The 13,293-nt window shown below is 70.0% G+C and carries 12 protein-coding genes and 1 riboswitch; of the genes, 11 read left to right on the forward strand and 1 reads right to left on the reverse strand.

The features are described 5' to 3' along the window. Window positions 1-22 precede the first annotated feature (22 nt). The 6 genes from L1O03_RS01325 (at window position 23) to L1O03_RS01350 (ending at window position 8,616) form a co-directional block, all read left to right on the forward strand. On the forward strand, window positions 23-1,720 hold the full coding sequence (locus L1O03_RS01325) for a bifunctional uroporphyrinogen-III C-methyltransferase/uroporphyrinogen-III synthase (protein WP_236117616.1): 1,698 nt from the start codon (window positions 23-25) through the stop codon (window positions 1,718-1,720). A 113-nt stretch (window positions 1,721-1,833) separates the two neighbouring features. Continuing rightward, the gene (gene hemB / locus L1O03_RS01330) at window positions 1,834-2,838 is read left to right on the forward strand and encodes a porphobilinogen synthase (RefSeq protein ID WP_338026111.1); all 1,005 of its coding nucleotides are present in this window, start codon (window positions 1,834-1,836) and stop codon (window positions 2,836-2,838) included. A gap of 68 nt (window positions 2,839-2,906) precedes the next feature. Beyond that, window positions 2,907-3,464 carry a hypothetical protein gene (locus tag L1O03_RS01335; protein ID WP_236117617.1) on the forward strand — a complete coding sequence of 186 codons (558 nt, stop codon included), beginning with the start codon at window positions 2,907-2,909 and terminating at the stop codon, window positions 3,462-3,464. Between the two features lie 3 nt (window positions 3,465-3,467). Next, window positions 3,468-6,062, forward strand: a complete 2,595-nt coding sequence (locus L1O03_RS01340) for a heavy metal translocating P-type ATPase (protein ID WP_236117618.1) — start codon at window positions 3,468-3,470, stop codon at window positions 6,060-6,062. A gap of 77 nt (window positions 6,063-6,139) precedes the next feature. After that, complete coding sequence (gene hemE / locus L1O03_RS01345) at window positions 6,140-7,228, forward strand: uroporphyrinogen decarboxylase (protein ID WP_236117619.1); 1,089 nt, start codon at window positions 6,140-6,142, stop codon at window positions 7,226-7,228. Continuing rightward, window positions 7,213-8,616: a protoporphyrinogen oxidase gene (locus tag L1O03_RS01350; protein ID WP_236117620.1), complete on the forward strand. Its 1,404-nt coding sequence runs from the start codon at window positions 7,213-7,215 to the stop codon at window positions 8,614-8,616. The genes hemE and L1O03_RS01350 overlap by 16 nt, the downstream gene beginning before the upstream one ends. 17 nt (window positions 8,617-8,633) lie before the next feature. Here L1O03_RS01350 and L1O03_RS01355 read toward each other — a convergent pair whose 3' ends face one another. Beyond that, window positions 8,634-9,479 carry an NAD(P)-dependent oxidoreductase gene (locus tag L1O03_RS01355; protein ID WP_236117621.1) on the reverse strand — a complete coding sequence of 282 codons (846 nt, stop codon included), beginning with the start codon at window positions 9,477-9,479 and terminating at the stop codon, window positions 8,634-8,636. Between the two features lie 44 nt (window positions 9,480-9,523). Beyond that, a riboswitch (guanidine-III (ykkC-III) riboswitch) is annotated at window positions 9,524-9,594 on the forward strand. A gap of 15 nt (window positions 9,595-9,609) precedes the next feature. Here L1O03_RS01355 and L1O03_RS01360 point away from each other — a divergent pair. From L1O03_RS01360 to L1O03_RS01380, 5 genes are read left to right on the forward strand one after another with little or no spacing between them, the layout of a single operon-like run. Further along, on the forward strand, window positions 9,610-9,924 hold the full coding sequence (locus L1O03_RS01360) for a DMT family transporter (RefSeq protein WP_236117622.1): 315 nt from the start codon (window positions 9,610-9,612) through the stop codon (window positions 9,922-9,924). A 33-nt stretch (window positions 9,925-9,957) separates the two neighbouring features. Continuing rightward, window positions 9,958-11,280, forward strand: a complete 1,323-nt coding sequence (gene hemL / locus L1O03_RS01365; protein WP_236117623.1) for a glutamate-1-semialdehyde 2,1-aminomutase — start codon at window positions 9,958-9,960, stop codon at window positions 11,278-11,280. Window positions 11,281-11,283: 3 nt separating this feature from the next. Next, window positions 11,284-11,892 carry a histidine phosphatase family protein gene (locus L1O03_RS01370; RefSeq protein WP_236117624.1) on the forward strand — a complete coding sequence of 203 codons (609 nt, stop codon included), beginning with the start codon at window positions 11,284-11,286 and terminating at the stop codon, window positions 11,890-11,892. Next, window positions 11,893-12,498 carry a TlpA family protein disulfide reductase gene (locus tag L1O03_RS01375; protein WP_236117625.1) on the forward strand — a complete coding sequence of 202 codons (606 nt, stop codon included), beginning with the start codon at window positions 11,893-11,895 and terminating at the stop codon, window positions 12,496-12,498. After that, window positions 12,499-13,284, forward strand: coding sequence for a cytochrome c biogenesis CcdA family protein (locus tag L1O03_RS01380; protein WP_275949249.1), 786 nt, complete (start codon window positions 12,499-12,501; stop codon window positions 13,282-13,284). Window positions 13,285-13,293 lie beyond the last annotated feature (9 nt).

The following is a 13,293-nucleotide window of genomic DNA, read 5'->3' on the forward strand; positions in this document are numbered from 1 at the left end:
CGCGTACCTAGAAAAGATCTTCATGAGCAAGGACCCCCAGGTCGTCACCGACCTCCAGCCCGAGCAGCAGCCGGGCAAGGTCATCTTTGTCGGTGCCGGTCCCGGCAACCCCGACATGCTGACCGTGCGTGCCCGCGAGGTTCTCGCGCACACCGCCCACGCCCTCACCGACGCCGACGTGCTACCCGGCGTCCGGGAGATCGTCGGCTCCGGTCTGCCGGTTCCCGCGGAGAAGCTCGAGGCCGCGGAGGAAGAATACGAGCGCATGTGCGCGGAGGCCAAGGCCAACGGCGCCCGCCGCAAGCCGCAGCGCCCCGCCCCGCCGACGGCCGCGGAAATCACCGAGCTGGCCCCCGAGTCCACACCTGAGGAGGTCCTCGCCCAGCTGCAGGAGCTGCGCGCCCACGGGGACGTCATCCGCCTCGTCACCGGCAACCCGCTCAACCGGGAGGCCTCCCTCGCGGAGATCTCCGCGGTGGGGGAGGCCGGCGTGGAATTCCAGGTGGTGCCCGGCATGTCCCTGCCCGGCACCGTGCCCTCCTTCGCGGGGATCGCGCTGGGCTCCACGTACACGGAAACGAACATCACCGAGCAGGACGTGGACTGGGAGCAGCTGGCCGCCGCCCCGCAGCCCCTGGTCCTCGAGGCGAAGGCCGAGGACCTGCCGACCATCGCCGAGCAGCTCACCGCCCACGGCCTCGACGCCAGCATCCCCGTCGGCGTCACCGTCAACGGCACGACGCGCCTGCAGCGCACCCACGAGACAACACTGGGCACCCTGGGGAAGCTCGACGCCGAGCTGCCCGGCACCCTGGTGGTCACCGTCGGCCACCCCGTGGATGACCGGACGAAGTACTCCTGGTGGGAGAACCGGCCGCTCTATGGGTGGCGGGTCCTCGTGCCGCGCGCCAAGGCGCAGGCCGGCCCCATGAGCACGCGCCTGGCCGGACACGGTGCGATCCCGCAGGAAGTGCCGACGATTTCCGTCGAGCCCCCGCGCAACCCCACTCCGATGGAGCGGGCGGTGAAGGGCATCGTCGAGGGGCGCTACCAGTGGGTGGTGTTCACCTCCGTCAACGCGGTGCGCGCGGTGCGGGACAAGATCGCGGAGTTTGGGCTCGACGCCCGGGCCTTCGCTGGTGTGCGGCTCGCGGCGGTGGGCCGGAAGACGGCGGAAGCGATCCGCGCGCTCGGCATCACCCCGGAGCTGCTGCCCCCGCAGAATAAGCAGAATGCGGAGGGGCTCGTCGACGTGTTCCCCGAGTTCGTCGAGGGGCTCGATCCGGTGGGCCGGGTGCTCCTGCCGCGGGCGGATATCGCCACGGAGGTGCTCGTCGATGGCATCCATGAGCTGGGCTGGGAGGTCGACGACGTCGTCGCCTACCGCACCGTCCGCGCCGCCCCACCGAGCGCCGACATCCGCGACATGATCAAGTCCGGCGGATTCGACGCCGTGTGCTTCACCTCCTCCTCCACGGTGCGCAACCTGGTGGGCATCGCGGGGAAGCCGCACCAGCGGACGATTATCGCGTGCATCGGGCCCTCGACGGCGGCCACCGCCCGGGAAGTCGGGCTGCGGGTAGACGTCATCCCGGAGATCGCGGACATCCCGCACCTCGTCGATGCGCTCGCCGAGCACGTCGCCGCCCTCCGGGCCGCGGGCCAGCTGCCCCCGCCCCGGAAGAAGCGCCGCTCGCGGCGCCGCAAGAACGCCAGCTAAGCGCCGGCTGCGGGGCGTCGCGCGGGCGTCGGGCGGGCGGTGGGGGAGCCCGCCGGGGGCGCGCGCCTATGATGGTGGGTCGTCTCCCCGAACGTGTGAAAGAAGGACTCTTGGTGAGCTATTCCAATCATCTGATCCGACGCCCCCGGCGGCTGCGCACCACCCCGGCCATGCGCGAGATGGTCGCGGAAACGGCGCTGCGGCCCGCGGACTTCATCCTCCCGGCGTTCATCGCGAATGGTATCGACGCCCCGCGGGAGATCAGCTCCATGCCGGGCGTCTACCAGCACACCGAGGACTCCCTGCTCAAGCTCGGCGAGGAAGCCCTCGAGGCGGGGGTGCGCTGCATCGACCTCTTCGGCGTCCCTCTCGATGAGGAGAAGGACGCCGAGGGCTCCGAGGCGTGGAACCCGGAGGGCGCCCTCAACCGCGGCCTGCGCGCCCTGCGCCGGGAGTTCGGCGATGAGCTCATCATCATGGCGGACACCTGCCTCGACGAGTTCACCGATCACGGCCACTGCGGCGTGCTGAGCACCGACCGCCACGGCGCCACCATCGTCAACAACGACGCCACCCTGCCGCGCTACCAGAAGATGGCCGTCGCCCAGGCGGAGGCCGGGGCCCACATCGTGTCCCCCTCCGGGATGATGGACGGGCAGATCGCCGCGATCCGCGAGGGTCTCGACGAGGCCGGGATGCAGGACGTCGCCATCATGGCCTACTCCGCCAAGTACGCGTCGGCCTTCTTCGGCCCGTTCCGCGAGGCCGTCGGCTCCTCCCTCGAGGGGGATCGCCGCACCTACCAGCAGGATCCCGCGAACTTCCGGGAGTCCCTCCTGGAGACGGAGCTGGACATTGAGCAGGGCGCGGACTTCGTCATGGTGAAGCCGGCGCTGCCGTACCTCGACGTCCTCCGCGCCGTCGCGGAGATGTCCCCCGTGCCGGTGGCGGCCTACCAGGTCTCCGGCGAGTACGCCATGATCACCGCGGCGGGGCAGAAGGGTTGGATTGACCGCGAGGCCGTCATGATGGAATCCCTCATGAGCATCAAGCGCGCCGGCGCGGAACAGATCCTCACCTACTTCGCAATCGAGGCCGCCCGCCGGCTCCGCGGCTAGGGGCCACTAAGATCTGCTAGCAACGAAGCGTCGAGAACATCGAGGAGAGGTCGAGGAGAGGTGCCGACGTGACCATCAAGGAGCAACGTTCCGAACCCCGGGTTCGCCCCGATGCCGTGAAGGTCTTCTGCCAGCTGTGGATCGCGGGGATCATCCTGGAGCTCGTCCACCAGGTGTTGTCCATCATCATGAGCGCCGTGGACCCCAGCCAGCTGCGCGAGCAGGTGGTGGAGCAGGCCAAGCAGCAGAACATGCCGCTGCCGGAGGACATGCTCTCCATGATCACCGTCCTCGCCTTCGTCTTCATGGGGGTGATCGCGCTCATCGTCGCGCTGGTCCTCGCCTTCGCGACGCAACGAGTCCACCGCGGCACCAAGCGCTCGGGCGTTGCCCGCAGCCTCCTCACCTTCTTCTCGATCTACTTTGTGCTCCGCCTCGTGCTTGTCATGTTGAGCTCCCCGCAGGGCACCGCGGTGCCGCTGGCGCTCTTCGCGGTGGATGGGAGCGTGCAGATCATCGTCGGCGTGATCGGGGCCCTGGCCATGTACTGCGGCCGGCGGGAAGAGACGCTGCGCTGGACCGGCGAGTGGCAGATGATCGAGAATCTTCGCCGGGGTGGGAAATAGACCATGAGCACTCCCGAGAAGCCCGAGACGACGGGGGACCTGGGCGCCGCGATCGCCGAGGCCCGGGAGGCGGCCCGCGCGGTCGGCATCAGCGAGTTTGATACGCCCTCGACGGGCATCGCCGGGGAAGACAACCCGGAGGATGCCCGCAAGCACGCCTTCACTTTCGACCTCGAGGGGCTCGACGACGCGCCGGGCATTAGCGACATCGAGGAGGCCCTCGAGGAGATCCCCGGGGTCCGCGCGCGGATCGTCTTCGGGGACCGGCGGGCGTGGATCACGGCCCCGGAGTCGGTGGGGCCGGATCGCCTCGCCGAGGTCATGGAGCGCTTTGGCGTCGTCGCCCGCCTCACGGAGGGCTCGCTGCGCCGCCGCCTCGATCACCCGCACGCGGCCCTCGGCAGCTCCCACCAGCGCCGTCGCCTGCGAACCCTCCGCGGCCGGCGCCAGGCGGAGGAGCGCGCCCGGATCATCGAGCGGCAGAAGCGCGCCGGGTGGCTGCGCTCGGAGGCGATCCGCCACCTCGTGCAGGACCCCGAGAGCCGCGATGTGCTCTTCACGGCCCGGGATCTTGTCACCGTGCCGCGGCTTGTGGTCTCGACGATCCTCGCGGTGCCCACCATCATCCTCCACTACGTCGTCGCTTTTCAGTTCCCGGGCTGGCAGTGGGTGTGCCTGGCGCTCGCGCTGCCCGTCGTCGTGTGGGGGGCGTGGCCTTTCCACCGCGCGATGCTCGGCGGGCTGCGCCGTGGGCTCAGCGCCCTCGATGCGGCGAGCTCCGTCGCCATCCTCGTGGCGTGGCTGTGGTCGGCGGCGATGCTCCTCTTCACCCCCGCGGGCGACATCGGCTGGCTCTCCAACCCGAAGATGTTCGCCTTTGACCAGCAGCTTCTCATGGAGGGGGAGATTTACCTCGACGTGGCCTGCGGCATGACCGTGGTGCTCCTCGCTGGTCGCCTCATGACCCGCCGCACGCGGCTGAGCCTCATGGATGACCTGGCGAACGCCCGGCCGGACCCGCAGGAGTGTTATACCGTCGTCCACCGCAACCGGGCGACCGGCCGCCAGGAGCCCGAGGTCATCCCCCTCCAGGAGGTCAACGTGGGCGATGACCTCCTCGTCCCCGAAGGTCACATCATTCCTGTGGATGGGCGCGTGGTGGGCGGCAGCTCCACCGTGGAGGCCGGGCTCATCGAGGGCCGCGGCATCCCCCGCCGGGTGAAGGTCAACGACCGCGTGTACGCCGGCTCGACGGCCGTCGACGGCCAACTCAAGGTTCGCGTCATCCGCACCGGCCACCTCACGCGCTCCTCGGTGATCCACCGCTGGGTGCGCGGGGCCACGCGGCGGCAGAACCGGATGGCCTGGGTCTCGACGTCCACCGCGGGCTGGCTCATCCCGGCCTCGCTCATCATCGCGGGCGCGGATTTCTCCCTGTGGTACCTCATCAGCGGAAACATCAACGCGGCGTTCACGACGGCCCTCGCGATCCTCGCCTCCGTCGCGCCGGTGGCCCTCGCGCTCTCCACCTCCCTGGCCCTGCGCCACGGGATCGAGGCGGCCGCCCGGCACGGGATGCTGCTGCGCGATGGGAACATCATGCGGCGGCTCGCCCAGGTGGACACGGTGGTGTTTAACCGGGTGGGCACCCTCGTCGAGCAGGAGATGGCGGTGGAGACCGTCACCGCCGACCACGGGGAGAACCCCGACCTCGTGCTCCGCGTGGCGGGCGCCCTCTCGATGGAGTCCGAGCACCCGGCGAGCCAGGCCATCGTCCACGCCGCCCGCCAGTCCCGCGACCACGGCGAGGGCGGTGAGGAGATCCCGCACTGGATCGAGGTCACGCACGTCGACATCACCGCGGACGGCACCTTCACCGGGATGGTCACCCTGCCCGCCGGGCACGGGGACAGCGAGCGCCAGGTGGAGGCCTCCCTGTGGCGGCCGCGCACCATGGCGGACCTCACCGGCCGGCTGGCGGCGGCGGCCGCCTCGGGCGGCACCCCGATCATCGTGCGCTGGCGGGGGAAGGACCGCGGCGTGATCACCCTCAACGACACGGTGAAGGATGACGCCTCGGAGGCGGTGGAGGACCTCGCGGACCTGGGGATGGAGACCATCATGCTCTCCCGGGACACGTACCCGGTGGCCCGCCGCTTCGCCGACCGCATCGGGGCGGCGAGCGTCCTCGCGGGCATCGCGCCCGGGCGCAAGGCGATGGCCGTTCGCGCCGTCCACGCCCGCGGGCACTGCGTGGCGATGGTGGGGGACTCCTCGGTGCGCGAGTGCCTGCACGTCGCCGACGTGGGCATCTGCGTCGTGGGCGGACAGCCGCTCGCAGACCTCATCAGGACGGACACGCGGGGGCTGGACGTCGTCGTCCTTCGCTCGGACGTGTCGGCCATCCCGCAGATCATGAGCCTCGCGCGCCGCACGAGCCGGCTCATTGACCAGAACATCTGGTTCGCGTGGATCTACAACGTGGCGGCCATGCTCGCCGCGATCTCCGGCCTCCTGCACCCCATGGCGGCGACGGTCCTCATGATCTGCTCCTCGCTACTCATCGAGTGGCGCTCCCGCCGGGCCCGCGTCTTCTAGGCCCAGCGCCGCCGGGGCGTGCACCCGCCGCCGGGGCGGAGCACTCGGCCCCGGCTCTTCGCCTTAGGATGGTGAGCATGAGTGCCCGCAGGACAGTAGTAGACGCCCCCCTCGTGGACGCCGCGCTCGGCCGGACGCCGAGCCGCATGCCCGTCTGGTTTATGCGCCAGGCCGGCCGTTCCCTCCCGGAGTATCGGAAAGTTCGGGAGGGAATCAGCATGCTGGACTCGTGCTTCCGCCCGGAGCTCCTCGCGGAGATCACCCTCCAGCCGGTGCGCCGCCACGACGTCGACGCCGCGATCCTCTTCTCCGACATCGTCGTCCCGCTGAAGGCCGCCGGGGTGGAGGTGGATATTGTGGCGGGGCGCGGCCCGGTCATGGAGCGCCCCGTGCGTAGCACGGAGGACGTCCAGGCGCTCCCCATCCTTGACCACGATGTCCCGGAGGTCGCCGAAGGGATCGCCGGCATCCTCGCGGAGCTCAGCCCGCAGCAGGCGCTCATCGGTTTCGCGGGCGCCCCGTTTACGCTGGCCAGCTACCTCATCGAGGGCGGCCCCAGCAAGAACCACGAGCGCACCAAGGCCCTCATGCACGCCCAGCCGCACGTCTGGCACGCGCTCATGAACCGCCTGTGCAGCACCATCGAGGCCTTCTTGCGCACGCAGATCGACGCCGGCGTCGACGCCGTGCAACTCTTCGATTCCTGGGCGGGCTTCCTCACCAAGCGCGACTACCGCACCTTCGTCTTGCCCTACTCCCAGCGCATTTTCGACGAGATCGCGGCGTCGGGAATCCCCCGCATCCACTTTGGCGTGGGCACAGGCGAGCTGCTCGGCGCGATGGCGGAGGCCGGCTCCGAGGTCATGGGGGTGGACTGGCGGGTGCCGCTCGACCAGGCGGCGCACCGGATTTATGCCACCTCGGGGCCGAAGGTGCTGCAGGGCAACCTCGACCCGGCGCTGCTCCACGCGGGCCGCGAGGTGGTGCGCGAGGAGATCGCCCGCATCTGCGAGGAGGGGCGCCGGGCGCAGGCGGAGGGCCTGGCCCGCGGACACATCTTTAACCTGGGGCACGGGGTGCTCCCCACCACGCCGCCGGAGGCCATCACGGAGGCGGTTGATCTGATTCATCGTGAAGGAGTTTTTCGCTCATGCGTTATGCCGTGATCGGCGCAGGCCTGGCGGGGCTGTCCGCCGCCTATGAGATTCACCAGCACGCCCCGGAGGCGGCAATCGAGGTCTTTGAGGCCACCGACCGCATCGGCGGCAAGATGTTCAGCGTGCCCTTCCACTCGGGGCCGGTGGACATGGGGGCGGAGGCCTTCCTCGCCCGCAACCAGGAGGCCTACGCGTTTTTCACCGAAGAGCTGGGGCTTCGTACCGTCACCCCGTCGGGGCTGCCCTCCTCGGTGTACATGGGCGGGCAGCTGCGCCCCCTGCCGCACGCCGGCATGATGGGCATCCCTGCCGACGCCGAGCCCATCCGCGAGATCATCAGCGAGGAGAGCGCCCGACGCATCGACGCCGAGGCGGAGCAGGACCCCATCCCGTGGACGCCGGGGCAGGATTATTCGGCGGGGCGGCTCGTCCGCGAGCGCTACGGCGATGACGTGGTCGATCGCCTGGTCTCCGCGCTGCTCGGGGGCGTTTACTCCTGCACCGCGGATGACCTGGGCATTCGTGCGACCATCCCGCGCCTGGCGGCCACCTTCGACGCCATGGCGGAGGCCGGGGAGCCGGTCTATCTGTCCGCCGCGGTGCGTCGGCTCCTGGAGAAGCGCGCCCAGGCGGCCGGCAGCGCCCGTGGTGCGGGGACGGGGCAGGGCAGTGTGTTCGCCGCCTTCCCCGGCGGCTACGCGGAGGTCTATGAGACCCTCGCGGAGCGCAGCGGGGCCCGCATCTTCATCGACGCTTTCATCACCGGGCTGAGCCGCGACCCGAAGGGCGGCTACCGCCTCACCGGCGGCGGGGAGGGCGCCTATGACCGAGTGATCCTCGCGACCCCCGCGCCCACCACTGCGCTGCTGCTCAAGGGCATCGCCCCCGAGGCCGCCCAGCACATCGCGGGGATTCGCTTGGCGAGTTCGGCCGTCGTCGGCATGAAATTCGACACCGACGAGGGCCTGCCGCAGAACTCCGGCATCCTCATCGCCGCCGACGAGCCAGGCCTCCACGCCAAGGCCTTCACCCTCTCCTCGCGGAAGTGGCCGCACCTCGCGGAGCGCGGGGGCGCGGTGGTGCGCGCGAGCTTCGGGCGCTTCGGGGATGATGCCCTCGTCCGCGCGGAGGAGGATGACCTGGTGGATTACGCCCTCGATGACCTCCAGGCGATTACCGGCTTCGACGGCCGGGCCGCGGGGCTCTCCGAGATTTATGTGCAGCGCTGGTTCGGCGGGATCCCCTGCTTCGACGAGCACATCCTCGAGCGCGTCCGCCAGGCTAAGGAAGCGCTGGCGGAGATCAGCGACCTCGGCGTGACCGGGGCGTGGGCGAGCGGGGTCGGCGTCCCCGCCGTGCTGGCCGACGCCCGCCGGGTGGCCCGACGCCTCGTTTAGGCCGGGTTGGGCCCCACCTAGGGGCGCGGCCGCTCGCGGTGGACCAGGATGCTCGAGAAGTCATCGTTGCCGCGCCCGGCCTCCTGCTGCTCCTCGAGGCTGGCGAGCGCCGCGCGGACGGCCGGCAGCTCCACCGTCGAGCTCGCGAGCATGAGGCGCGCGTCCTTCGCGATAGCGTCGGTGGTGAAGTCCCCGCCGGTCACTTCGCGCTCCCCGCGGACGAAGGGGCCCTTCATCCCCGCGATGAACGCGAGCCCGGTGTGCTGGAGGAAGTCGAGCACCTCCTCATCGCTGAGCCCCTGGGAATTGCCCAGGTTGAGGGCCTCGCGCAGGCCCTCCCCGCTGATCGCGAGGGCGAGGTTCGCGATGAGCTTGGCCGTCGCCGCCTTCGCCGCGGAATCGACGCCGCGCAGCCGCTCCGGATCCGCCCAGGGGGCCACGACGCGGAGGACCTCCTCGCGCCGGGCGGCGTCGGGGGTTCCCACATAGACCCCGAGGCTGCCCTGCCGCGCCGGCCCAAGGGTGCCGACGACCGGCGCGTGCACATAGGTCGGGACGGCCGCCGCGAACTCGTCGGCATCGGCGGGGGAGACGGTGGTCGTGTCCACCCAGGTCACCCCGTCGGGGATGAGGCCCGGCCCGATGATGACCTCGCGGACCGTGTCCGGGCCGAAGAGGGAGCTGATGATGAGATCCGCGCCGTCGATGGCCTCGGCGGGGGTGCTGGCGCCCGTCGCTCCGGCGTCGAGGAGCCGCTGTGTGCGGTAGGCGGTGCGGTTCCACGCCGTGAGCTCATGCTCGGGGAGGAGGTGGAGGGCAAGCTCGGTGCCCATGCGTCCGGTTCCAAGAAATGCAATCTTCATGGCCCCCACTGTGCCACAGAGCACAGAATCTGGTAGGACTCGGAGTGCACCCGAATGCAGATCGGGCAGCCCGGACGAGGGAGCCGTACCCGGCAGGCGACAAGACGGCCACAACGCAAGGAGTGGCCCCATGGCCTGGATTGTTCTTGTCATTTCTGCTCTGTTTGAACCCGTGTGGGCGGCAGCACTCGCCGCCGCCGATGGCCTCCGCAACCCCCGGGCGCTGGTGGTGTTCGCGGTGGGGCTCTGCATCTCGATGGGCGGCCTGGCCTGGGCCATGCGCAGCCTGCCCATGGGCACCGCTTATGCGGTGTGGGTGGGGATCGGCGCCGCGGGGGCGGTGGGCTACTCGGTGCTCTCGGGACAGGAACCGCTGAGCGCGCTCAAGCTCCTCTTCCTCGCGATGATCATCGGTGGGGTCATCGGCCTCAAGGTATCCAGCTAAAGTTCTGCGCGCCCACCCCCTACAATGGTCCCCATGACTTTCGGCGATCCCACTTCCGCGCACACTCGTGTGTCCGCTCAGTACTTTGAGAAGGCCCGCTCGGTGACCCCCGGCGGCGTGAACTCCCCGGTCCGCGCTTTCGGCTCTGTGGGCGGCCAGACGCGCTTCATCCGTTCGGCGCAGGGCTCGACGCTCGTCGACGTCGACGGCAACGAGTACGTTGACCTCGTCTGTTCCTGGGGTCCCATGATCCACGGGAACGCGCACCCGGAGATTGTCGCGGCCGTGCAGAAGGCTGCGGAGGCCGGGCTCTCCTTCGGGGCGCCGACGCTCGCTGAGGTGGAGCTGGCGGAGGAGATCATCGGCCGTACCGCCGTCGAGCAGGTTCGCCTGGTGAACTCGGGCACGGAGGCCACGATGTCCGCCGTGCGCCTTGCCCGCGGCTACACCGGGCGGGCGAAGATCCTCAAGTTCGAGGGCTGTTACCACGGGCACGTCGACGCCCTCCTGGCCAGCGCCGGCTCGGGTGTGGCCACGTTCGCGCTGCCGGATTCGCCGGGTGTCACGGGCGCCTCGGCGGCGGACACGATCGTCGTCCCCTACAACGATCTCGACGCCGTCCGCCAGGCCTTCGCCGAGCACCCCGGCGAAATCGCGGCGATCATCGCGGAGGCCTCCGCGGGCAACATGGGCACCGTGCGCCCCGAGGAGGGCTTCAACGCGGCCCTCAAGGAGATCGCGCACGAGGACGGGGCGCTGCTCATTCTCGACGAGGTGATGACCGGCTTCCGGACCTCGTATTCGGGCTGGTACGGCGTCGACGGCGTGGCCGCTGACCTCGTTACCTTCGGCAAGGTCGTGAGCGGCGGTCTGCCCGCGGCGGCCTTCGGCGGCCGCGCGGAGATCATGGCCTCCCTCGCCCCGGAGGGGCCGGTCTACCAGGCGGGCACCCTGTCCGGGAACCCGGTGGCCATGGCCGCGGGCTTGGCCTCGCTCCGCCTCGCGAAGGAGGAGCTCTACCCGAACCTGATGGAGAAGGCCGATACCCTCTCCTCGCTCATCTCCGGCGCCCTGGAGAAGGCCGGCGTGGCCCACCACATCCAGCGCGCCGCGACCATGCTCTCCGTCCGCTTCGCCGAGGGCGAGGGCCGCAACTTCGCCGACATGAAGGCGGCGGACACCTTCCGCTACCCGGCCTTCTTCCACGCCCTCCTCGACCGCGGCGTCTTCGCCCCGCCGAGCGTCTTCGAGACGTGGTTCGTGAGCAGCGCCCTCAGCGATGCCGACTTCGAGAAGATCGAGCAGGCCCTCCAGCCCGCCGCCGAGGCGGCCGCCGCCGCGCAGGGAGAGAACTAACTGATGAGCACCACCCTCGTCCACCTCGTCCGCCACGGCGAGGTGTTCAACCCGGACCGTATTCTCTACGGCCGTCTCCCCGGCTACCACCTCTCCTCCCGCGGTCAGAGCCAGGCGGCCCGCACCGCCGAGTCCTTCCGCGGGCACGACGTCACCTACCTCACCGCCTCCCCGCTCGAGCGCACCCAGGAGACCGCGACGCCCATCTGCACGGTCACCGGGCTGGGGCTCACCCTCGACGGGGGCGTCATCGAGGCAGGCAATGCCTACCAGGGACTTCGGGTCCGCGGCTGGCGCTCCCAGCTGTGGCACCCCCGCCACTGGCGGCTCATGACCAACCCGACCATCCCGAGCTGGGGCGAGCCCTACACCGACATCGCCCACCGCATGATGGATGCCATCGAGCGGGCGCGGGTGGCCGCCGAGGGGCACGAGGCTATCATCGTGAGTCACCAGCTTCCCATCGTGTGCGTGCAGCGCACGGTGCGCGGCCAGCGGCTGGCCCACAATCCGACGGCCCGGGAGTGCGACCTCGCCTCGGTCACCTCGCTTCTCTTCAAGGGCACGGAGATCGTCGATCTGATGTACAGCGAACCAGCTCAGGAGATCTAAATGCGCAGACTCAGGGCAGCTCTCTCGGGGGTTCTCGGGCTCGCAATGGCGCTGAGCCTCGCCGCCTGCTCGGAAGACAGCACCGCCGGGCACTATGCGGCCGACGGCGGCCAGTTCCAATTCCACAGCCCCGGTGGGAAGACCGAGATCTTCTACCCGGAGGATGAACGCCAGGAGCTCCCCTCCTTCAGCGGGGAGGACCTCATGCACGAGGGGAAGAACATTTCCCTCGATGATTATGAGGGCAAGATCGTCGTCCTCAACGCCTGGGGCCAGTGGTGCGCCCCCTGCCGCGCGGAGGTCGATGACCTGGAGGCCGTCCAGGAGGAGCTGGAGAAGTCGGGCCAGGGCACGGTCCTGGGCATCAACGTCCGCGACCACAACCGCACGGTCTCCCAGGACTTCGTCAAGGACAACGCCGTGAGCTACCCCAGCATCTACGACCCGCCGTTCATCAGCGCGGCCTCCCTCGGTGGCGTCCCGGCCTCCGTCATCCCGACGACCATCGTCCTCGACAAGCAGCACCGCCCGGCCGCCGTCTTCCTCCGCAGCATCACGGAGAAGGATGTTCTCGACGTCGTCCGCCCGATGCTGGAGGAATCCTAAATGGGGGAGGCGCTCGCGCAGACTGTCGCCTCCGGCCCGCTGCTGCTGGGCCTGCTCGCCGCGGCGCTGGCCGGGGTGGTCTCCTTCGCGAGCCCCTGCGTCATCCCGCTGGTCCCCGGGTACATGTCGTATCTCACGGGGGTCGTTGGCGGGGAGATGAACTTTGAGGGGCGCTATGGGCCGGAGGTCGGCCGGCGCCGCCTCTGGGCGGTGCTCGGGGCGGCCTGCCTTTTCATCCTCGGCTTCACTGTGGTGTTTGTGCTGGCCACCGCCGCGATCTTCGGCGCAATGAGCGCGCTCACCCTGGGCGCCCAGACGCTCATGCGCGTGGGCGGCGTCGTCACCATCCTCATGGGGCTCGTGTTCATCGGCTGGTTCCCGGGCCTGCAGAAGGATGTGCGCATGGTGCCGCCGCGGTGGACGACGTGGCTCGGCGCGCCGCTGCTCGGCGCGGTCTTCGCGCTGGGGTGGACGCCTTGCCTGGGGCCCACTCTCGGGGCGATTATCTCGATCTCCGCGGGGACCTCGGGCATGACGGCCGTGCGCGGCGTGCTGCTCATTGTCGCCTACTGCGTGGGGCTGGGCGTGCCCTTCCTCCTCATCGCGGTGGGCGGGGGCACTGCCATGAGAGGATGGGATTGGCTGCGTCGCCATTCCCATGTGGTCCGGCTCATCGGCGGGATTGCCATGATCATCATCGGGATTCTGCTGCTCAGCGGGGTGTGGGAGATCTTCATCGGCTGGGTGAGGCAATGGACCGTGACCTATGGGGCTACGCTGATCTAGACGCCGGGG

The sequence above is a fragment of the Corynebacterium uropygiale genome (assembly GCF_021568315.1).
Classification (GTDB): Bacteria; Actinomycetota; Actinomycetes; order Mycobacteriales; family Mycobacteriaceae; genus Corynebacterium; species Corynebacterium uropygiale.